The organism is Streptomyces sp. NPDC002564, from assembly GCF_042889645.1.
In the GTDB taxonomy this organism is placed as follows: Bacteria; Actinomycetota; Actinomycetes; order Streptomycetales; family Streptomycetaceae; genus Streptomyces.
On the sequence record NZ_JBIARE010000002.1, the window covers coordinates 794,870 to 814,932 of the forward strand.

Consider the following 20,063-nt stretch of genomic DNA (forward strand, 5'->3'; position numbering starts at 1 on the left):
TCTCCGCTACGCCCCCCAGCCCCCCTCCACGGCAGCCGCCGTGCGGGCGGCCGTCCCGATCGGGTCCTGGTAGACCCGGTCGAGGGCCAGGCACGCGCCGCCGCGGGCCGCCGCGCTGAAGCCGAGGGACGACAGCACGACCTCGCAGCCGCCGGCCTCGGGCGCCATGACCCGGGCGGCGAACCCGGCACGGACCCGGTCGATCAGATGGTCGCCGAAGTGCGTGAAGTAGCCGCCGAGGACCACCGCCCGAGGGTTGAGCACGTCGGCCAGCAGGGCCACCCCCAGGGCCAGGCCGTCGGCGATCCGGGCCAGCGCGGCGAGGGTCGGGGCGTCGCCCGCGTCGGCACGGCGGCGCAGCTCCGTCAGCCGCTGCTCCAGGTCGACGGTGGGGTCGCGGACGGGGTCGTCCGGCCCTGCGGCCCCGCGGAGCAGGGCGGTGAGGCCGACCATGGTCTCCCAGCAGCCCACCCGGCCGCAGACGCACGGCGACCCTTGCGGGTCCAGGGGCATGTGGCCGATCTCCCCGGCGAATCCGGCCGAGCCCTGCAGCAGCCGCCCGTCGGAGATGATGCCGCCGCCGACTCCGGTCTCGCCGGTCACGTAGACCAGATCGTGGATGTCGGCCGACGCGGCGACGAGATACTCGGCGATGGCGCCGAGCTTCGCGTCGTTCTCCAGGTCGATCGGCGGTGCCCCGGGACCGAGCCGGGTGCGCAGGCCCTCGGTGACGGCGACGTCCTGCCAGCCGATGTTGGGCGCGTACGACACCACGCCGGTACCGGCCTTGATCACGCCGGGGGCGGCGACGGTCACCGCCACCGGGATCACGCCCCGGTCCCGCAGGGCGGTCCGCGTCTCACCGATGGCCCGCGCCATCCGGTCGAGGACGGCGGCCGGGTCGCTGCCGCGGGTGTCCAGCGGGGTGCGGTGCCGGGTGACGACCTCGCCGCGCAGGTCGAGGGCGACCAGGCTCAGGTAGGCGACGTTGATCTCGACGCCGATGCCGCACACGGAACGGCCGTCGATCTCCACGGTACGGCCGGGCCGGCCGACGGAGCCGTGCCGTTCGGTCTCGCCCTCGCGCACCAGGCCGCTCTCCATCAGCTCCGCGACCAGGTTGGTGATGGTGGCCTTGGGCAGGCCGGTCTCGGCGGCGATCTGTGTGCGGGGCCGCGGTCCGGCGTCGCGCAGCAGCCGCAGCACCAGGCTGAGGTTGGAGCGGCGCAGCGAGGCGCGGTCGCCGGCCCGCGGCGGCCCGGCCCGGCCCAAGTCGCGTACGCCTGCGCCGCGTAGGTCTGCCTTCACCGGGGCCACTCCTTGGTCCGTGCCGTGCGTTGTGCGCCGACTGATCGTCTGTCTTTGCGTTGTGCGCCGACCGATCGTCCGTCTGTGCGTCGCGCGCCGACTGGTCATCCGTCTATGCCTCGCGCGCCGACCGATCATCTGTCGTCGGCGTGCCCGCCAAAGTACGCGGTGACGGGGGGCCGGGGGAGGGGCGGGCGGACCCCCGTTCCGGAATCACTTGTCGTGCACCTGTTGACGGGTCCCTCTTTATTTTGGATCCTAGCCGAACTAATTCCGGATGAGGGAACGTCATACGTTCGGCGAGGGGGCCGCAGACCGATGGACAGCAGTACGGGACACGCCCCGACGGCGGCAAGGCCGCCCGCCCGACGGGCGCGCTACCACCTGCGGTTCCAGCTCCGCCCCGGCCCCGACCTCGCCGACCGTGCGCGTGCGCTGGCCAAGGCGTGCGGTGAGAACGGCGTCGAGGAAGTGGTGCTGCTCGTCGGGGCGGAGCAGCTGTACACCGGTCACCTCGCGGGCGCGGACGAGGCACGCTGGTGGGAGGCCGTGAGCCAGGCCAAGGAGGTGCTGGACGCCGCCGGGGTGGGCGTCAGCCTCAACCCCTGGGTCACCGTCGGCCACGCGGACCGGGGGCGTATCGGCACGCTCGGCTTCGCGCCCATGGTCTCGCCCACCGGGCAGCACGCCGCCGCCCAGGCGTCGTTCGCCTGCCCGGTGTGGCGGCGCTGGCTGTACGCGCACTACGGACTCTTCGCCGAACTCGGCTTCCGGGTGCTGTGGGTGGAGGACGACTTCCGCTTCCACAACCACGTCCCGCTCGACTGGGGCGGCGGCTTCGAACCGCTCATGCTGGACCGGCTTGCCGCGCTCGCCGGTGAGCCGGTCGGCCGGGAGGAGGTGGTCAGGGCCGTCACCGCCCCCGGGCCGCCGCACCCCTGGCGGGCGCTGCTGCAACAGGTGTGGCGCACGGCCCAGTTCGAGGTCGCGGAAGGCCTGGCCGAGGTCGTGGGCCGGCGTTCCGGCGGCCGTTCCCAGCTGGGACTGATGAGTTCACTGCCCGCGATGCACTCCGTGGAGGGGCGCGCCTGGGGCGACCTGTTCGGCGCGCTGACCGTGGGGCGCCGGGTGACGCACCGGCCGCACTTCGCGCCGTACTCCGACACCCCGGCCCGCGGTCTCGCCTCGGCGCTCTGGTCCCTGGAGGCGCAGCGTCCGCTCCGCCCGGACCACGTGGCCTGCGAGCCGGAGATCGAGAACTGGCCGCACACCACCTGGTCCAAGTCGGACACCCAGACCTGGTCGGAGATGGTCACCGCCCAGCTCTCGGGTGCCGACGCGCTCCTCCTGAACCTCCACCCCACCCACGCCGAGCACGCCGGACGCTTCCCGCGCGTCGACCGGCTGCTCCGGCGCTCCCGGCCCGCGCTCGACTGGGTCGCCGCGCACCGCGATGACGACGAGGTGCCGCTGGGCGTCGGACTGCCCTGGCGGCAGGACACCGCCGCGCGCCTGCCGGCCGACGGAAGCCTGCGGGACCTGGTGGCCGACCCCGCGCGGACCGCGGACTTCCTGCTCGGCCACGGTGTTCCGGTGACCGCGCGACAGGCCCCCGTCCAGGCCCTGTTCGGCGATCTGGTGCACGCCTTCGACGACGCGGCGGTCCGCGCCCTGCTGCGGGGCGGTCTGCTCCTGGACGGTGTGGCCGCGCACGCGCTGACCCGACGCGGGTTCGCCGCCCTCGTCGGCGCCCGGGTGGACGAGGTGGTCGGCCGCGAGGACCCCGCGCTCCCCGGCCCGTACGCGGTCGAGGAGGTCACGGGCGCGGACGGGGCGGAGGACGGCGCCCTCCTGAGCGTCGACGTGCAACCGGCCCTGGCCCGGGTCGTACCGCTGGCCGGCGCGCACGTCCTCAGCCGGATCCGGACGCCCGACGGCCGCCCCTGGGGCGCGGGCCGCACCCACTTCGCCAACGCCCTGGGCGGGCGTGTCGCGGTGCTGCCCGCGACGGCACCGGCCGACCTGGCCCGCAGCGACGACGGCCGCGACCTGGTCCACCGCACGGTCCGCTTCCTGGAGGGCGAGCGTCCCCGGCTCCCGCTGGTCGACGGCGACCCGCACCTGATCCCGTACGCCACACGCACCGCGCACGGCCACCGGCTCGCGGTGGCCAACGGCAGCGCCGACCCCGCGCACCCCCGTATCCACCTGCCGGGAACCGGTCACGACGTACGGGCCACGCTGCTCGCGCCGCTCGCGGAGCCGACGCGCGCCACCGTCGCGCCCGCCGCGCCGGTTCCCGGCAGGGACGGAACCGTCCTGGAGCTCGAGACGCCGTTGCCGCACCGCGGCTGGGCGGTCTTCGCATGGTGAACCACCGCCGCGCGGGCGCGCCGCCCGCGGGGTGTCCGGACCCGAGAGGAGTACCTGTGCCACTCCGTTCCAGAGCACGTACCGCACGCCGTCCCCGAGCGCGCACGCTCGCCGCACTCACGGCGGGCGCCGCCGTCCTGTTCGGCGCGGCGGCCCCCGCACCCGCGGCCCCCGACGCCTCCGCGTACCAGGTCGTCGTGGGCCAGAAGGGCGCGTGGACCCACCCCGACGACACGCCCGCCGCGACCTACATCGACAAGGACGGCTCGTTCCACTACCAGTCGGCGCACGCGCTGTACGGGGCCGCGGACCCGCGGAAGTGGACGTTCTACACGGGCAAGGACTTCGACGGCGCCACCCGTGACGCCAAGCTGAGCGATGCGGTGAACCCGGCCAACTCCAAGGACCGCAACAACGACACCACGTGGCGGTGCAACAACAGCCCCACCGGCCGTGAGGCCACCCCGGCCGCGGACACCTCGCACTACGCGCAGAAGAACTACTGCGACCTGATGGGCGTATGGGTCGACCCCGACACCGGGCACTGGTACGGCCTGGTCCACAACGAGTTCACCCCGCAGCCCTTCGGTGACGGGCTGCACTACGACGCGATCGACTACGCCGTCTCCAAGGACCAGGGCAGGACCTGGGACATCAAGGACCACGTCCTCACCTCGCCGTACAGCACGGAGCGGGGCGACGACAAGGCGTTCCCGCACGACACCTACCACTACGGCAACGGCGACGCCCGCCTGTTCGTGGACACCGCGTCCGGGTACTTCTACGTCTACTACAACTCCCGCGTCATCCCCAAGGGCGGTGTCCCCGGCGCATGGACGGACGGCAGCAGGGCCCATGTGGCCCGCGCCCCCATGTCCGGCAAGCTGGCGCCCGGCTCCTGGAAGAAGTGGTACGACGGCGCCTGGTCGCAGCCCGGCATCGGCGGCCTGGAGAGCAACATGGAACCGGTCGACGCCGACAACTCCACCGGCTACACCCCCGTGGAGCACGACTACGACCCGGCCAACGACGGCTCCGTGCAGGAACAGCAGGCCGCCGGTGAACTGCCCGCCAAGTCGGACCTGTTGACCATGAACATCTCCTACGACGCCTACCTGGGCAAGTACATCGGCCAGCCCGAGGCCCTGGTCCAGGACAGCACCCAGCCGCAGCGCTTCTACGCCGCCGACGACCTCTCCACCCAGAAGTGGGAGCTGATCGGCGACACCGGGAACTACCGCTCCGGATCCTGGTACCGCTGGATGCTGGACTCGGTGAACAAGACCGGCTCCACCATCGTCGGCAAGAAGTTCCGCAGCTACTGCTCGTTCTCCTGCTCGGGCGGCGCCGACGGCGAGTACTACGACACCACCATCGAGACCGGCAGCCCCGCCGCCCCCGTCGCGTCCGGCACCGCCTACACAATCAGCAGCGGCGCGCGGCGCGTCCTCGTCCAAGCGGACGGCGGCAGCGGCACGACCTCGCGGCCCGCGGGCGAGAACTCCCCGCGCGGGCGCTGGGTGTTCACCTCCAACGCCGACGGCTCGTACCGCATCGCGAACGCCGCCACCGGCGGACTTCTCGGCGTCGACTCCACCGCAGACGCGGGCCGGGCCTGGGCCGCCAAGCCGACCGTGACGACGGCCCGCCGGGCCGGTCCCACCGTCGGCCAGCAGTGGTTCGTCGTGCCCGGCAAGGACACCCGGGGCCGGGCCACGGGCACCGTGCGCCTGGTCAACCGCTACAGCGGACTGGTCGTCGCCCTGTCCGGCGTGACCGGGCGGGCGGCCGAGACCACGCCGACCCGCGCCTGGACCGACACCACGGGCGGCGGCGTCGGCGGCGCGCGGACCGCGGCCGAGCAGACGCTCACCCTCAAGCCGGTGACGAGCCGTTGACAAGCCGGTGAAAGCTCCCCTGACAAGCCGGTGACAAGCCGGTGAGGTGAGCGGACTCGCCCCTTTGCGGTCCTTTTCCGCCCCGTGCGCGCCGCACCGGTTCGCGCGGGGCGGAGCGGGAAGCCTCTGGGCCGGTGGGCCGGTAGGGCCGGCGGGAGGGAAACGGGCGGATGCTGCATGACCTGGGTGAACTCGGCCGCGTCGGCCGTGCGCTGAGCGCGGCGCTGGCCCTCCTGGAGAGCGAGCGCGCACGCCTGGAGCGGCACTACGGGGAGACGCCGTACGGGGACTGCGAGGCGGGCGGCGCCCGCCAGACCCTGCTCGGGATCAGGGACCTGTCCCGGGGCGTCGGCGACGCGCTGCGGTACGTGGCCCTGGGCGTCGGTTACGTGTCGCTCGGCCTGGACGAGCGGGCCGACCACGCGGTGAGGATGGCGCGCATGAGGCCCGTCGGCGTCCCCTCCGGCCTCGACCGCATGGCGCGCCCGCTCGGCGCGGACACCGTGCGGGCGATGGAGCTGGTCCGTGACCTCGGCGACTTCTTCGCCGGGGACGTCGCCCTCGCCGTCGAAGTGGCGTTCGCCGCGCCCCGGGCCACGTACCCGCCGGAGGACTGGGCATCGTACGGGCGTCGGCGCGTGGACCCGCCGGACTGACCGCGGACGGCCGTTCGCACCGGCACACGAAGAGGCGTAGGCCCTCGCGAAGGAGGGACCTAGGTCCCCTTTTCGGGGTGGGCGACCCAGGCATTACCGGCATTTGACGATTCACGAGGGTGAATCGAAGCAAAGGAAGGTTTGCCTAACTTAGGCTCCTCGTGGTGGCTCGAAGCGGTCCACCGACCCTTCCCGAGGAGGCTCTTCCCATGACCTTGCACGGTTGTCGATCGGGTCGTCCCGTGCGGGTGGACCGGCTGGCCGTTCCGCCCGGGGACCGACTGCGCCTCGCCGAGCTCGGATTCGTCCGCGGGGCACGGATGCGCGTGGTGGGCCGCGGCGCCACCGGGGGGATCCTGGTCGCCCTCGGGGACGCACGGATCGCGCTGGACGACGCCACCGCGCTGCGGATCGAAGTGGCCGCGTGCCATGCCTGAGCTCTCCGTGAAGTCGTGCTGCGCCGACGCGCATCCCGCGGAACGGCGGCACGGGGCGGCTGCGGGCACACCCCGGGTGGTGCTCGCCGGCAACCCCAACGTCGGCAAGTCGACACTCTTCAACGCCCTGACCGGCGCCCGCCAGCACGTCGGCAACTGGCCCGGCAAGACCGTCCACGTCGCCCGCGGCAGCTGGCACCCCGGCGGCACGGCGGACCGCTGGGAGCTCACCGACCTGCCCGGCACCTACAGTCTGGTGCCCCGCTCCCCGGACGAGGAGCTCACCCGCGACCTGCTCACCGACCCCGACGAGCCGGGCCGCCCCGACCTCGTGGTCGTCATCGCCGACGCGGCCAACCTCGCCCGCAACCTCTACCTCCTCGCCGAGATCCTCGCCACCGGCCTGCCCTGCGTCGTCGCCCTCACCATGACCGACATCGCCGCCGCGCGCGGCATCGGCATCGACGTCCCGGCCCTCGCCGCCCGCCTGGGCGTCCCCGTGGTCCCCGTCGTGCCGCGCAGACGCCAGGGCCTGGCCGCGCTCGCCGACGCCGTACGCGACGAACTCTCCGCGCACCGGTCCCGCCCGGCCCTGCTCCTCACCCCGGCGCGCGGCGGACCGGACGACGACCCGGACCTGCTCCTCGCCGAGGCCCGCTACGCCTGGGCGCACGACATCCTGGCCGCGGTGCGCACCGACCCGCCCGCCGACCGCCCGACGTTCTCCGACCGGGCGGACCGGGTCCTGACCTCGCGCCTGTTCGGCATCCCCTGCTTCCTCGCCGTGATGTGGCTGGTGTTCACCGCCACCACCACCCTGGCCAAGCCGCTCCAGGACGGCCTCGGCGGATTCTTCGACGGCCCGGTCGCCACGGCGGCGGGGCACGGGCTCGACGCGGCGCACGCACCGGACTGGCTGTCCGGCCTCGTCGTGGACGGACTGATCGCCGGAGTGGGGCAGTTGCTGTCCTTCGTCCCCCTGATGGTCATCATGTTCGTGCTGCTCGCCGTCCTGGAGGACTCCGGCTACATGGCGCGCGCCGCGTTCGTCGTCGACAGCCTGATGCGCCGCCTCGGCCTGCCGGGACGCGCGTTCCTGCCGATCATCGTAGGCTTCGGCTGCAACGTCCCCGCCCTCGCGGGCCTGCGCATCCTCGGCAACGCCCGCCAGCGGCTGCTCGTCGGCATGATCGTCCCCTACGTCTCGTGCAGCGCGCGTCTGACGGTGTACGTCCTGCTCGCGAGCGTCTTCTTCGGCAGCTCCGCCGGAACCGTGGTCTTCGCCCTGTACGTCCTGTCCGTGCTGCTGGTCGTCAGCGTAGGCCTGCTGCTGCGCCGCACCCTCTTCCGCGACCTGGCGGCCGAGGCGCTCGTCCTGGAGCTGCCGCCCTACCGCCTGCCGACGTTCCGCGTGGTGGGGGCGCAGACCTGGGGCAAACTCGCCGGGTTCCTCAGGACCGCGAGCGGCATCATCGTCGCGACCGTCACGGCCGTGTGGCTCCTGTCGGCCATCCCCTTCGGCGCGGCCGCCGGCACGGAGTTCGGCAAGGCGCCCATCGAGCACAGCGTCTTCGGGGCGGCGTCCAGGTCCGTCGCACCGGCATTCGCGCCCGCGGGCTTCGACGACTGGCACGCGGCGGCCGCGCTCGGCACCGGGTTCGTGGCCAAGGAGGCGGTGGTGGCGACCATCGCGCAGACCTACAGCGCCGACGCACCCGACGACCCGCACCACGCGGGTTCGCTCGGCACACGCCTGCGCGCCACCTTCGACGAGACCTCCGGGGGCCATCCGCTGCCCGCCGTCCTCGCCTTCATGGTGTTCCTGCTGGCCTACACCCCCTGCATGGCCACCGTCGCCACGCAGTGGCGGGAGATGGGACCCCGGATGACCCTGCTGTCGACCGCGCTCCAACTGGCCGTCGCCTGGCTGCTGGCGGTCGCGGTCTTCCAGGTCGGGAGCCTGCTGTGGTGAGCCCCCTGCGACAGCTCCTCGCGGAGGTCCGCGACGCGCGGGGCGGCGTACGCCTCGACGACATCGCCCGGCGCGTGGGCGTCGCCCGCGACGAGGCGGTCGCCCTGGTCGACTACTGGGTGGCGCGCGGCGAACTGGCCCGCGAGGAGGTAGCGGGGGGCTGCCCGCCGGCCGGCTGCGGGGGCTGCGCACTGGCGCGCGCCTGCGGCGTCGCGCGGGCAGGCGGCCCGGCCTCGCGCCCCGAACCCCTGCTGTTCACGATCCGAGCGGTGCGACCGCCGCAGCCGCCGCCCGACCCGGCGGCACGGAACGCCTGAACGCCCGCCGATGCCCCGCCGACGGCGGCACGCCGGAGCTCTCCGGGGGAGGGGCCGGGCATCCGCTCCCGCCGGGTCGGCGCCGCGTGCCCGGATGGCCGTGCCCCGGGCGGCCGACCAGAGCCCATATGAGTTCGACACTTGACCGTAAACGCGCATCTCTTGACGTGGATCGTTCAGGAAATTTATGGTCCCTGGACCTCGCAGGCGAAGCCTGAGTGAACCAGAGTGACGGAGAACAATGACGTACTCCCTCGGTGCGCGGCCGCGTGCCGTCCGGCTGACCGCGGTCCTGGTGGCCGGAGCACTCGTCGCCTGGGTGCCGCCCGCGTCCTCGCACTCGGCCCCGGACGCCACCGCCGGACGTACGGACGCGAACTGCCGCACAGGTGAGGGCTGGGCGCCCGGCACCACCCGCCCCGACGCGGGGGACACCCACCACGCCTACGTCGGCAACGGCTACCTGGGCCAGCGCGTGCCGCCCAACGGCGCCGGATACACCGGCGGCGGGGCCAAGACGGGCTGGCCGCTGTTCACCCCGCGCTACGACGGCTCCTTCGTCGCCGGCCTGTACGCCCACAACGAGCGGACCGCCGGGAACCGCCAGGCGGTCGCCGCCCTGCCCACCTGGACCGCGCTCACCGTCAGCACCGGAGGGGCGCACGGCGACACCTTCAACTCTTCGACGCCGACGGGCCGCATCTCCCACTACCGGCAGTCGCTCCTCCTGCACTGCGGGATCGTCCGTACGGCGCTGACGTGGACCGCCGCCGACGGGCGCCGCACCGACCTCGTGTACGAGGTGCTCGCCGACCGCACCGACCCGCACGCGGGCGCCGTCCGCCTGCGCATGACGCCGCACTGGAACGGCCGGGCGAAGGTCACCGACCTGCTGGACGGGCGGGGCGCGCGCCGCATCCGGCAGACCGGCGGGGGCGACAGGACCGGCGTCGGCCGTGCGGGCACCGCGCCGACCATGGACGTCGCCTTCCGCACGGACGGCACGAAGGTCGACGGGGCCGTCGCCTCCACCTTGCGCACCGAGTCCGGACCGGCCGGAGCGGCATTCCAACAGGCGGCACCCGCAAAAAAACTGACGGCACGGCAGTCCCTCGGCCTGCGCGTCCGAAGCGGGCGGTCCTACGACGTGACCAAGTACGTCGGCGTCGACACGGCCCTGACCTCGCGCGCGCCCCGCCGCGACGCCACCGCCACCTCCCGGCGCGCCGCCGACCGCGGCTGGCGGACCCTGCTGCGCTCCCACACCGCCGCCTGGGCGCGGCTGTGGCGCAGCGACATCGAGGTGCCCGGACAGCGTGACATGCAGACGTGGCTGCGATCCGCCCAGTACGGCCTGCTCGCCAACACCCGCTCCGGCGCGTCCGACAGCATCGCCCCCGCCGGTCTGACCAGCGACGACTACGCGGGCCTGATCTTCTGGGACGCCGAGACCTGGATGTACCCGGGCCTGCTCGCCACCCGCCCCGAGCTCGCCAGGTCCGTCGTCGACTACCGCTACCGCACCCGTGAGGGCGCCCGCGAGAACGCCCGCAAGCTCGGCCGCAAGGGCCTCTTCTACCCCTGGAACAGCGGAAGTTCGGGCGACCTCGCCAAGGAGTGCCACAGCGTCGACCCGCCGCACTGCCGCACCCAGGTCCACCTCCAGTCGGACATCTCCCTGGCCACCTGGCAGTACTACCAGGCCACCAAGGACACCACATGGCTGCGCGAGCGCGGCTGGCCCGTGCTGAAGGGCATCGCCGCATACTGGGCGAGCCGGGTCGACCGGAACAAGGACGGCAGCTACTCGATCAACGACACGGCAGGCCCCGACGAGTACAGCAACGGCGTCGACGACGCCGTCTTCACCAACGCCGGCGCCGCCACCGCCCTGCGCCACGCCACCCGTGCCGCCGCCCTCCTCGGCGAGCGCGCACCCGCCGCGTGGACGTCGATCGCCGACCGCATCCGCATCCCGTACGACGCGAAGCGCAAGGTCTTCCAGCAGTACGACGGGTACAAGGGCGGCACCATCAAGCAGGCCGACACGGTGCTGCTCATGTACCCGCTGGAGTGGCCGATGCCCCGGGGCGCCGCGGCGGCGACCCTCGACCACTACGCCGAGCGCACCGACCCGGACGGTCCCGCCATGACGGACTCCGTGCACGCCGTCGACGCCGCGGGCATCGGCGAGGCGGGCTGCTCCACGTACACCTATCTGGAGCGTTCCATCAGGCCGTTCGTCCGTGGCCCCTTCGCGCAGTTCTCGGAGGCGCGCGGCGACAAGGCGGGGGCCGAGGACCCCCTGTCGGGTTCGCCCGCGCACGACTTCCTCACCGGCAAGGGCGGCTTCCTGCAGACCTTCACGCACGGCCTGACCGGCCTGCGGATGCGCGAGGACCGGGTCCGCCTCGACCCGATGCTGCCCCCGCAGTTCGACCGCGGCGTCACCTTGCGCGGACTGGCCTGGCAGGGGCGCACGTTCGACATCGGGATCGGCGCCCACCGGACCACCGTGCGCCTCACCCACGGCGCCCCGATGACGCTCGACACGCCCCGGGGCGAACGGACCGTCGGCAAGGACTCCCCGGCCGTCCTCAAGACCCGGCGCCCCGACCTCACCCCGACCACCAACGCGGCCCGCTGCACCGCCGCCACCGCCTCGTCCGAACAGCCCGGCCAGTACGCGGGTGCCGCCCTCGACGGCAATACGGCGACGGCCTGGGTCCCCGAAGGGCCGCGCGGGCACCTGACGGCGGACCTCGGCAGGTCCGTGCGCGTCCACGAGGTCACCCCCGTCTGGACCGCCACCGAGCCCGTCGCCCACCGCGTCGAGCTCTCCCGCGACGGCCGCACCTGGCACCGCGCCCGGCCCGACGAGGAGCGGCCCGCACGCTATGTGCGCGTCACCGTGCGCGGCGAGGCGGACGCCGAGAAGCACCCGGGCATCAGGGAGTTGCGGGTGGACTAGGGCGGGTGCCGGAAGCCCGGCCCGCCCCGGTCAGGCCGCTCCCGCGCCCGCACCGGCCAGGAACGGACGCAGCAGCCCGAGCAGGGCGCGCGGGCGGTGCAGCGGAATGATGTGCCCGCAGTCCTCGATGACGTGGCCGGTGAGATCGTCGGTGACCGGGCGGAGCTGGCGCTCCAGCGCGGCACCGACGGGCCGGGCGCCCAGCGCCATCGTCGGCACCGTCAGGCGGGCGGTGGCGACGGCCCGTTCGATCTGCGCCGCGCTCTCGGGCAGCGCCCGGTAGTAGGAGAACGCGCGGCTCAGCGCCTGGCGGCCGGTGTAGGCGCGGACGAAGGCGTCCCGCAGGGCGGGGCGCACCCCGTCGCCGAGCGTTCCGGCCCGCAGGAACCAGTCGACGTAGGCGGCCTCGTGGCCCTCCAGGACGGTCTCGGCGAGGCCGGGCGCGGCGGAGTGGAAGCCGAACCACCACGGCGGCCCGGCGGCGAGGAAGTCCTCCGCACCGGGCAGCGTGCCCAGAAGGGACTCCATGACCACCAGGCGCCGGACAAGACCGGGGCGCCGCAGGGCGAGGAGGAAGGCCGGCGCGGCACCCGCGTCGATGCCCACCACCGCGGCCGACGACACGTCGAGGGCGGTGAGCAGCGCCGCGGCGTCCTCGGCCAGGGTGCCCGCGTCGTACCCGGCGGCGGCGTGGCTGCTCGCGCCCATCCCGCGCAGGTCCGGGGCGATGACGCGATAGTGGCCGGACAGGTCGGCCATCACGTCCGTCCACAGCTCCCAGGTGTGCGGGAACCCGTGCAGCAGCAGTACGGCCGGGCCCGATCCGTCGAGAGCGACGTTCAGTTCGACACCGTTGACGGGGACGCGCCGCAGTTCGGGCATGGCGAAGCTCCAGGAGTGTGGTGAGGAAAGGTGACCAGGTCACGCTAGGGAACTAACCTGGTCCGTCCAAGACGGCACTTTCCCTTCAGGTGGTGAGCTCCGAGTGACCACATCGAGGACCGGCGCCCCCGGCCCACGGCCCGGTGAGCGGGGTGACGTGCTGGATCCGCGCTGCCCGGCCCGCCAGTTGCTCGACCGCGTCGGCACCAAGTGGACGTCGATGGTGGTCAAGGTGCTGGCCGAGGAGGCTCCGGCCGAGCTCCGCTTCGCGGAACTGCGGCGCCGTATCCCTGGCATCTCCCAGAAGATGCTGTCCGTCACCCTGCGGAGCCTGGTCCGCGACGGCCTGGTCGCGCGCAGGGTCGAAGCCACCGTGCCGCCCGCCGTCCACTACCGGCTCACCGGGCTCGGCCTGTCCCTCGAAGCACCCCTCTCCGCCCTGCGGACCTGGGCCGAGACCCACATGCCGGAGATCGACCGCAACAACCAGCTCGCCGACGAGGCGCCCCCCCGGCTCGACCCCTTGAACCTCGGCGGGGGCGACCGGGCTGCCCGGCCCGGCAGGAAACCGCCGTGTTCACGAGGCCCGTCCGGGCTCATACTTGGGCCATGACAACGGGGAGACGAAGTCAGCCGGAGCGCGACGCGATCACGGTGGAGATCGGCTACGCACTGGTCAGTGCCTGTGTGCTCGGCGCCTTGGTGTTCGGGGCGATCGCCGGGCCCACCTGGGTCTGGGACCTGCCCTCCGCCGCCGACACGCTGATGCTGATGGCGGGCGCATGGCTCGGCGGACTCCTCGGCGTCCTCCGGGTCGTCCACGTCCTGTGGCGGTACGCGGCACGGCGCGACTGACGGCCCACCGGCCTCAGTACACTTCCGGACATGGCATGCCGCATCACCGAACTGGTCGTGGAAGCCGCCGATCCCGGGCGGCTCGCCGCCTTCTGGTGCGAGGTCCTCGACTATGTGGAGCTCGACCGCGAGGACGACGGCAGCATCCAGATCGGCCCCGCAACCGGCTTCGGCGGCGCGCACCCCACCCTCGTCCTGAGCCCGAACAGCGCGCCGCGCACCGGCCCGCACCGGCTGCACTTCGACGTCAACGCCAGCGACCGCGACCAAGGGGCCGAGCTGGAGCGGCTGTTGGCGCTCGGTGCCGTCCGGGCCGACGTCGGGCAGACCGGCGAGGAGGACTGGGAGGTCCTCGCGGACCCGGAGGGCAACGTGTTCTGCCTCCTGCGCGCCCGGGTACCGCGACTGGCCCTGGGGCCCGGCCCCCTCACCTAGGGGGAGATCGCCGAGACACTCCCCGGCTGCCGGACGGTGTCGGCGCAGCGCTCAGCGGCAATGGCCCAGCGGGCAGAGCTCGCCCTCGCCGTCCTCGTCGCGCCGCCAGTGCTGGGTGCAGTACGGGACGTCGCACTCCGCGCAGAACCCCGCGTCGCCCTTGAGCCCCGCCGTGTGGACACGCGCGAAGGTGCGCGGATAGCGGAAGGCCCGCCGGTAGCGCTCCGCGTCGTCGGCCGAGACGTTCTCGCCCGCGCGATTCGTATAGGCCTCGCTCTCGACGATGAACCACCAGAGCAGGGGATCCCTCGACGCGGCATAGGCGGAGCGGCTGTGCGCGTCCCGGCGCGCCATGCTCACGGGGTCCGAGCCGGGCGGGGTGAATTCGAGGTGGGCGATGCGGGTCTTGCACAGGGTGCAGGCCACGTACAGGACGAAGAGGAGTGAGGGCACTTGTCTCATGGCGGTGGGCCTTCGAGAGGAGACGCGGAAGGCGGTGAGCGGCGGTCGGTCGCACGCATCCTTGCACAGTGCAACGGGGTGCGAGGTCCGAAGGGACACGGGTGGGCACGCTTGGGCACGGACCGGTCATGGAGTGGTCGCGAAGCAGGCAGAACGCCCGGGTCAGGCCTCGTCGAGCACCGGATAGGGCACGTGGGTGCGGCGGTCGGGGTCGACGGCCAGCCGCCCGCCGGCCGGTGGCCGGGCCCGCTGCGCGCAGTCCCTGCGCTCGCAGATGCGGCAGCCCAGACCGATGGGCGTGGCCGCCCCGGGCCGGTCGAGAAGCACCCCTTCGGCGTACACCAGACGGTGGGCGTGCCGCAGCTCGCAGCCGAGCGCCACGGCGAACTCGGCGCGCGGCGCGTGGTGCCCGAGGGCGCCGCGCGTCACGGTCCGGGCCACCCAGAAGTACCGCTTGCCGTCCGGCATCTCGGCCACCTGGGTCAGGGTCCTGCCGGGCGCGGAGAACGCCTCGTACACCGTCCACAGCGGGCAGGTGCCGCCCAGCCGGGAGAAGTGGAAGTCGGTGGCCGACTGCCGTTTGGAGATGTTGCCCGCCCGGTCGACCCGCAGGAAGGAGAACGGCACGCCCCGCCGCCCGGCGCGCTGCAGGGTGCTCAGGCGGTGGCAGACCGTCTCGAAGCCGACGCCGAAGCGGGCCGAGAGCAGCTCGACGTCGTAGCGCACCTCCTCCGCCGCCGCGTGGAAGGCGGCGTACGGCAGGAGCAGCGCGCCCGCGAAGTAGTTCGCGAGACCGATCCGGGCCAGGGCACGCGCCTGCGGCGAGGTCAGCTCGGCGGAGCCGTGGGCGAGCGTGTCGAGCAGTGAACCGTGTGCCAGCAGGGCGAGTTGGGTGCCCACCTGGAAGGCCCGCCGGCCGTCGGTGAGCGTGGGGGAGAGGAAGAGCAGGCCCGCGTCCGGGTCGTAGTGCCGGGCGTCGGCCGTGCGGCCCGGCGCACCCGCCGCGCGCACCACCTTCACGCCGTACCGTTCGGCGAGGTGGGCGGCGAGCGGCTCGGCGGCCCGGCCCGGACGCAGCCCGATGTCCGCCGCCAGCTTCTCGGCCTCGGCGTCCAGCACGTCGAAGTGGTTGTGGTGGGCGTAGAAGAAGTCCCGTACCTCGTCGTGCGGTTCGGCGGGCAGCAGCGCGGCGGCGGCTGAGCCGGGGGAGGCGAGGGCGGCCGCCTGTTCGGCGACGGAGCGGTAGCGCCGGTGCAGGGCGACCAGGGCGCGCGCCACCTCCGGGTGGTCGCGGGCCGCCTCGGCGATGTCCTCGGCGCCGGGCGGCGGCGCCCCGCACGCCTCGTCGGCGAGTGCCGTCCGCAGATCGGCGGCGAGCCGGTCCTCCGCCGCCTCGGAGAAGAACTCGGCGTCCACGCCGAACACTTCGGCGATCCGCAGCAGCACGGGCGCCGTCAGCGGGCGCTGGCCCTGTTCGAGCTGATGGGCGTAGCTGGTGGAGATCCCGAGGGCCCGAGCCATCTCCACCTGGTTCATGCCCCGGTCGCGGCGGAGCCTGCGCAGCTTGGCGTGGGCGTAGATCTTCCGGTCGGCAGGCCGGCGCGGCATGTCCGCACCTCCGTTCCTCCCGCTCCCACTGCCCCGCACAGTGGGTCCTGGCCTGCGAATCTAGCATCCGCACGGTCCGCAGAATCCGCAGATCCGCAGCCGGTACGTGTACGGAATCCGCTCCCGGGACGGGTGGCCGACCGGGCCGCGCGGCGAGAGGCTCGACCCCACCGACCCCGATCACGCCGCAGGCGCGGCAGCGCTACCCCCGCCGCGCCGACCCGGTGAGGAGCCCCGTGAAAGAACACCACGTCCGCGTGCACCCCAGCGCCGACCGCCTGCCCCGCGAGGAGCAACTCGCCTGGAAACTCGCGTCGGTGGCCACCGGCACCGACGAACTGGACGTCGACAGCTCTGCCATGGCCGTCAATCGCGTCATCGACAACGCCTCCGTCGCCACGGCGTCCCTGCTGCGCCGCCCGGTCGCGGTCGCCCGGGCCCAGGCGCGCGCCCACCCGGCGGCCACGCGCGGCGCCGCCGTCTTCGGCACCACGACCCGGATCTCGCCGGAGTGGGCGGCCTGGGCCAACGGCACCGCCGTGCGCGAACTCGACTTCCACGACACCTACCTGGCCGCCGACTACTCCCACCCCGGCGACAACATCCCGCCCCTGCTCGCCGTCGCCCAGCACACCGGCCGCACCGGCGCCGACCTGCTGCGCGGCATCATCGCCGCCTACGAGACGCACGTCGCCCTGGTCAAGGGCATCTGCCTGCACGAGCACCGCATCGACCACGTGGCGCACCTGAGCGCCGCCACCGCCTGCGGACTCGGCGCGCTGCTGCGGCTGCCGACCCCGACGGTGTACCAGGCGGTCCAGCAGGCCGTGCACACCACCACCGCGACCCGGCAGTCCCGCAAGGGCGAGATCTCCAGCTGGAAGGCGTACGCACCCGCGTTCGCCGGGAAGGCCGCGATCGAGGCGGTCGACCGCGCGCTGCGCGGCGAGACCTCGCCGTCCCCGATCTACGAGGGCGAGGACGGCTTCCTGGCCCGGCTGCTCGACGGCCTGGACAGCGCCTACACGGTCACGCTCCCCGAGCCCGGCGAGCCGCGCCGCGCGATCCTCGACACGTACACCAAGGAGCACTCGGCCGAGTACCAGGCCCAGGCGGTCATCGACCTGGCACGGCGGCTGCGCGACAGGGCGGGACCGCTGGAGCGGGTGCGCTCCATCGTCCTGCACACCAGCCACCACACCCACCACGTCATCGGCTCCGGCGCCAACGACCCGCAGAAGTACGACCCCACCGCCAGCCGCGAGACCCTGGACCACTCGGTGCCGTACATCTTCGCGGTCGCCCTGGAGGACGGCACCTGGCACCACGAACGCTCCTACGCCCCCGAGCGCGCCCGCCGGACTGCGACCGTCGAACTGTGGCGGAAGATCACGACCGTCGAGGACCCGGCGTGGACCCGCCGCTACCACGACCCGGACCCGGCCCGCCGGGCCTTCGGCGGCCGCGCGGTGCTCACGCTGGCGGACGGCTCGGTCGTCGAGGACGAACTGGCCCTCGCCGACGCGCACCCGGCCGGCGCCCGCCCCTTCGACCGGCCGGCCTACACCCGCAAGTTCCGCACGCTGGCCGAGGGCGTCGTCACCCCGGCCGCCCAGGACCGCTTCCTGGCCGCCGCCGAGCACCTGGCAGAGCTCTCCGCCACCGACCTCGACGGCCTGTTCCCCGCGGTCGACACGGCGGCCGTCGCCGCGCACGACGCGCGGCTGCCGAAGGGCCTCTTCTGATGCTGCACACCCGCACCACGCCCGCCGAGCGCCGTCGGCTCTTCCGTGAACAGCTGGCCGCGGGAAGCCTGTTGCGCATGCCCGGCGTGCTCAACCCGCTCTCCGCGCGACTCGTCCAGGAGGCGGGATTCGAGGCCGCCTACCTCTCCGGGGCGGTGCTCGCCGCCGACCTCGGCCTCCCCGACATCGGCCTGACCACGTCCACCGAGATCGCCGCCCGCGCCCAGCAGACCACCCGGGTCACCGACCTGCCGGTCCTCATCGACGCCGACACCGGCTTCGGCGAGCCCATGAACGCCGCCCGCACCGTCCAGCTCCTGGAGGACGCGGGCCTGGCCGGTCTCCACCTGGAGGACCAGGTCAACCCCAAACGCTGCGGCCACCTGGACGGCAAGACGGTCGTGCCCCGCGACGAGATGACCCGGCGCCTGCGGGCCGCCGTCGACGCCCGCAGGGACCCCCACTTCCTGCTCATGGCCCGCACCGACGCCCGTGCCGTCGAGGGACTCGCCGCCGCCGTCGACCGGGCCAGGGCCTACGTCGACGCGGGCGCCGACGCGATCTTCCCCGAAGCCCTCGCGGACGAGCGGGAGTTCGCGGCGTTCCGCGAGGCCGTCGACGTCCCCCTGCTCGCCAACATGACCGAGTTCGGCAAGGGGCCGCTGCTGACCACCCACACCCTGCGGGACCTCGGCTACAACATCGTCCTGTACCCCGTCACGCTGCAGCGCCTCGCGCTGGGCGCCGTCGAGGACGGGCTGCGCACGCTGGCCGCCGAGGGCACCCAGCACTCCCTGCTGCCCCGCATGCAGACCCGCTCCCGCCTGTACGAACTCCTCCGCTACGAGGGGTACGCGGCCTTCGACTCGGCCGTCCTCGACTTCACCCTGCCGCCCGGCACCTGACCCACCGGAGACCCCCATGTCCCGCAGAGAGCCCCAGATCCACCGCGGTCTCGCCGGTGTCGTCGTCGACACCACCGAGATCTCCACCGTCATCGAGGAGTCCAACTCCCTGACCTACCGCGGCTACCCCGTGCAGGACCTCGCCGCCCGCCGCTCCTTCGAGGAGGTCGCGTACCTCCTCTGGTACGGGGAACTGCCCGACCCCGGACAACTGCGCGAGTTCCGGGCCCGCGAGCGCGCGCTGCGCCCGCTGGACCGCACCACGTCCGAGCTCCTGGCCCGGCTCCCGCGGACCTGCCACCCGATGGACGTGCTGCGCACCGCCGTCAGCTTCTTCGGCGCCGAGGACCCCGTCGAGCACGACGCAAGCCCGGCCGCGAACCGCACCAAGTCCCTGACGCTGCTGGCCAGACTGCCCACCGTCGTGGCCGCCGACCAGCGCCGCCGGCGCGGCCTCGCGCCCGTCCCGCCCGACCCCGGCCTCGGGTACGCGGAGAACTTCTTCGCCATGTGCTTCGGGGAGGTGCCGGACCCGGCCGTCGTGCGCTGCTTCGAGACCTCCCTCGTGCTGTACGCCGAACACAGCTTCAACGCCTCGACGTTCACCGCCCGCGTGGTCACCTCCACGCTCTCCGACCTCTACAGCGCGGTCACCGCGGCGATCGGCGCCCTGAAGGGTCCCCTGCACGGCGGGGCCAACGAGGCCGTGATGCACATGCTGGACGAGATCGGCGACCCGGCGGCGGCCGGGCGGTGGCTGGACGAGGCACTGGCCGCCCGGCGCAGGATCATGGGCTTCGGCCACCGCGTCTACCGGAACGGCGACTCGCGGGTGCCCGTCATGCAGGACGCCCTGGACCGGCTGGTCGCCCGGGCCGGCGCGCCCGACGTGACCCGTCTCGCCACGCTGCACGAGGCGCTGCGGCACGCCATGGCCGACCGCACCGGCATCCACCCCAACCTGGACTATCCGGCCGGGCTCGCCTACCACCTGATGGGCTTCGACATCCCGGTGTTCACACCGATCTTCGTGATGAGCCGCATCACCGGCTGGACGGCCCACATCACCGAGCAGCTCGCGCACAACGCGCTGATCCGGCCCCTCGCCTCGTACGCGGGACCGGACCAGCGGGCCGTGCCCTCCCCGGCGTGACGGCGGCCGGGGGGGGGCCCCCCGGGGGGGGCCCCCGCCCCCCGCCGGGGGGGGGGGGGCGGGGGGGGGGTGAGCGGCGCGCGGGG

16 protein-coding genes and 1 pseudogene are annotated in these 20,063 nt (G+C 73.7%); 13 read left to right on the top strand and 4 right to left on the bottom strand.

What is annotated here, in order from left to right; translation table 11 throughout:
- Positions 1-6: 6 nt before the first annotated feature.
- Positions 7-1,308 carry an ROK family protein gene (locus ACFYXE_RS09780; protein ID WP_389310750.1) on the bottom strand — a complete coding sequence of 434 codons (1,302 nt, stop codon included), beginning with the start codon at positions 1,306-1,308 and terminating at the stop codon, positions 7-9.
- Positions 1,309-1,626: 318 nt separating this feature from the next.
- Between ACFYXE_RS09780 and ACFYXE_RS09785 the strand changes: the two genes are divergently transcribed.
- The 7 genes from ACFYXE_RS09785 to ACFYXE_RS09815 all read left to right on the top strand — a co-directional run bounded on the left by ACFYXE_RS09785 (position 1,627) and on the right by ACFYXE_RS09815 (position 11,932).
- Complete coding sequence (locus ACFYXE_RS09785) at positions 1,627-3,681, top strand: hypothetical protein (protein ID WP_389310752.1); 2,055 nt, start codon at positions 1,627-1,629, stop codon at positions 3,679-3,681.
- A 56-nt stretch (positions 3,682-3,737) separates the two neighbouring features.
- Entirely contained in the window at positions 3,738-5,579 is a 1,842-nt protein-coding gene (locus tag ACFYXE_RS09790) for an RICIN domain-containing protein (protein WP_389310754.1), read from the top strand.
- A 170-nt stretch (positions 5,580-5,749) separates the two neighbouring features.
- Entirely contained in the window at positions 5,750-6,235 is a 486-nt protein-coding gene (locus ACFYXE_RS09795; RefSeq protein WP_389310756.1) for a hypothetical protein, read from the top strand.
- 209 nt (positions 6,236-6,444) lie between these two features.
- A complete protein-coding gene (locus ACFYXE_RS09800; protein WP_389310758.1) occupies positions 6,445-6,672 on the top strand; it encodes a ferrous iron transport protein A in 228 nt (75 codons plus the stop codon).
- A complete protein-coding gene (gene feoB / locus ACFYXE_RS09805; RefSeq protein ID WP_389310760.1) occupies positions 6,665-8,644 on the top strand; it encodes a ferrous iron transport protein B in 1,980 nt (659 codons plus the stop codon). Before ACFYXE_RS09800 ends, feoB begins: the two co-directional genes overlap by 8 nt.
- Complete coding sequence (locus tag ACFYXE_RS09810) at positions 8,641-8,961, top strand: FeoC-like transcriptional regulator (RefSeq protein ID WP_389310762.1); 321 nt, start codon at positions 8,641-8,643, stop codon at positions 8,959-8,961. Before feoB ends, ACFYXE_RS09810 begins: the two co-directional genes overlap by 4 nt.
- A 241-nt stretch (positions 8,962-9,202) precedes the next feature.
- On the top strand, positions 9,203-11,932 hold the full coding sequence (locus ACFYXE_RS09815) for a discoidin domain-containing protein (RefSeq protein WP_389310764.1): 2,730 nt from the start codon (positions 9,203-9,205) through the stop codon (positions 11,930-11,932).
- A 30-nt stretch (positions 11,933-11,962) separates the two neighbouring features.
- Here the strand turns inward: ACFYXE_RS09815 and ACFYXE_RS09820 are convergent, their stop codons facing one another.
- A complete protein-coding gene (locus ACFYXE_RS09820; protein WP_389310766.1) occupies positions 11,963-12,814 on the bottom strand; it encodes an alpha/beta fold hydrolase in 852 nt (283 codons plus the stop codon).
- A gap of 103 nt (positions 12,815-12,917) precedes the next feature.
- Between ACFYXE_RS09820 and ACFYXE_RS09825 the strand changes: the two are divergent.
- From ACFYXE_RS09825 to ACFYXE_RS09835, 3 genes and pseudogenes are all read left to right on the top strand, one after another.
- Positions 12,918-13,316 (top strand): annotated as a pseudogene (locus ACFYXE_RS09825) (winged helix-turn-helix transcriptional regulator); the annotation flags it as partial.
- A gap of 107 nt (positions 13,317-13,423) precedes the next feature.
- On the top strand, positions 13,424-13,669 hold the full coding sequence (locus tag ACFYXE_RS09830) for a DUF6332 family protein (RefSeq protein WP_361180165.1): 246 nt from the start codon (positions 13,424-13,426) through the stop codon (positions 13,667-13,669).
- Between the two features lie 30 nt (positions 13,670-13,699).
- Positions 13,700-14,104, top strand: coding sequence for a VOC family protein (locus ACFYXE_RS09835; RefSeq protein ID WP_389310768.1), 405 nt, complete (start codon positions 13,700-13,702; stop codon positions 14,102-14,104).
- Positions 14,105-14,155: 51 nt separating this feature from the next.
- Here ACFYXE_RS09835 and ACFYXE_RS09840 read toward each other — a convergent pair whose 3' ends face one another.
- Positions 14,156-14,566, bottom strand: coding sequence for a hypothetical protein (locus tag ACFYXE_RS09840; protein ID WP_389310770.1), 411 nt, complete (start codon positions 14,564-14,566; stop codon positions 14,156-14,158).
- Between the two features lie 162 nt (positions 14,567-14,728).
- The gene (locus tag ACFYXE_RS09845) at positions 14,729-16,174 is read right to left on the bottom strand and encodes a short-chain fatty acyl-CoA regulator family protein (protein WP_389310772.1); all 1,446 of its coding nucleotides are present in this window, start codon (positions 16,172-16,174) and stop codon (positions 14,729-14,731) included.
- A gap of 236 nt (positions 16,175-16,410) precedes the next feature.
- Between ACFYXE_RS09845 and ACFYXE_RS09850 the strand changes: the two genes are divergently transcribed.
- The 3 genes from ACFYXE_RS09850 to ACFYXE_RS09860 are packed head-to-tail and all read left to right on the top strand — an operon-like array spanning position 16,411 to position 19,977.
- Entirely contained in the window at positions 16,411-17,919 is a 1,509-nt protein-coding gene (locus ACFYXE_RS09850) for an MmgE/PrpD family protein (protein ID WP_389310774.1), read from the top strand.
- The gene (gene prpB / locus ACFYXE_RS09855; RefSeq protein ID WP_389310776.1) at positions 17,919-18,824 is read left to right on the top strand and encodes a methylisocitrate lyase; all 906 of its coding nucleotides are present in this window, start codon (positions 17,919-17,921) and stop codon (positions 18,822-18,824) included. The genes ACFYXE_RS09850 and prpB overlap by 1 nt, the downstream gene beginning before the upstream one ends.
- A 16-nt stretch (positions 18,825-18,840) precedes the next feature.
- Positions 18,841-19,977 carry a bifunctional 2-methylcitrate synthase/citrate synthase gene (locus ACFYXE_RS09860; RefSeq protein ID WP_389310778.1) on the top strand — a complete coding sequence of 379 codons (1,137 nt, stop codon included), beginning with the start codon at positions 18,841-18,843 and terminating at the stop codon, positions 19,975-19,977.
- Positions 19,978-20,063 lie beyond the last annotated feature (86 nt).

Excerpts from the sequence above, each read along its gene's own strand:
- ACFYXE_RS09785 (WP_389310752.1), top strand. The coding sequence starts at position 1,627 with ATGGACAGCAGTACGGGACACGCCCCGACGGCGGCAAGGCCGCCCGCC.
- ACFYXE_RS09795 (WP_389310756.1), top strand. The coding sequence starts at position 5,750 with ATGCTGCATGACCTGGGTGAACTCGGCCGCGTCGGCCGTGCGCTGAGC.
- ACFYXE_RS09800 (WP_389310758.1), top strand. The coding sequence starts at position 6,445 with ATGACCTTGCACGGTTGTCGATCGGGTCGTCCCGTGCGGGTGGACCGG.
- feoB (WP_389310760.1), top strand. The coding sequence starts at position 6,665 with ATGCCTGAGCTCTCCGTGAAGTCGTGCTGCGCCGACGCGCATCCCGCG.
- ACFYXE_RS09815 (WP_389310764.1), top strand. The coding sequence starts at position 9,203 with ATGACGTACTCCCTCGGTGCGCGGCCGCGTGCCGTCCGGCTGACCGCG.
- ACFYXE_RS09820 (WP_389310766.1), bottom strand. The coding sequence starts at position 12,814 with ATGCCCGAACTGCGGCGCGTCCCCGTCAACGGTGTCGAACTGAACGTC.
- ACFYXE_RS09830 (WP_361180165.1), top strand. The coding sequence starts at position 13,424 with ATGACAACGGGGAGACGAAGTCAGCCGGAGCGCGACGCGATCACGGTG.
- ACFYXE_RS09835 (WP_389310768.1), top strand. The coding sequence starts at position 13,700 with ATGGCATGCCGCATCACCGAACTGGTCGTGGAAGCCGCCGATCCCGGG.
- ACFYXE_RS09840 (WP_389310770.1), bottom strand. The coding sequence starts at position 14,566 with ATGAGACAAGTGCCCTCACTCCTCTTCGTCCTGTACGTGGCCTGCACC.
- ACFYXE_RS09845 (WP_389310772.1), bottom strand. The coding sequence starts at position 16,174 with ATGCCGCGCCGGCCTGCCGACCGGAAGATCTACGCCCACGCCAAGCTG.
- prpB (WP_389310776.1), top strand. The coding sequence starts at position 17,919 with ATGCTGCACACCCGCACCACGCCCGCCGAGCGCCGTCGGCTCTTCCGT.
- ACFYXE_RS09860 (WP_389310778.1), top strand. The coding sequence starts at position 18,841 with ATGTCCCGCAGAGAGCCCCAGATCCACCGCGGTCTCGCCGGTGTCGTC.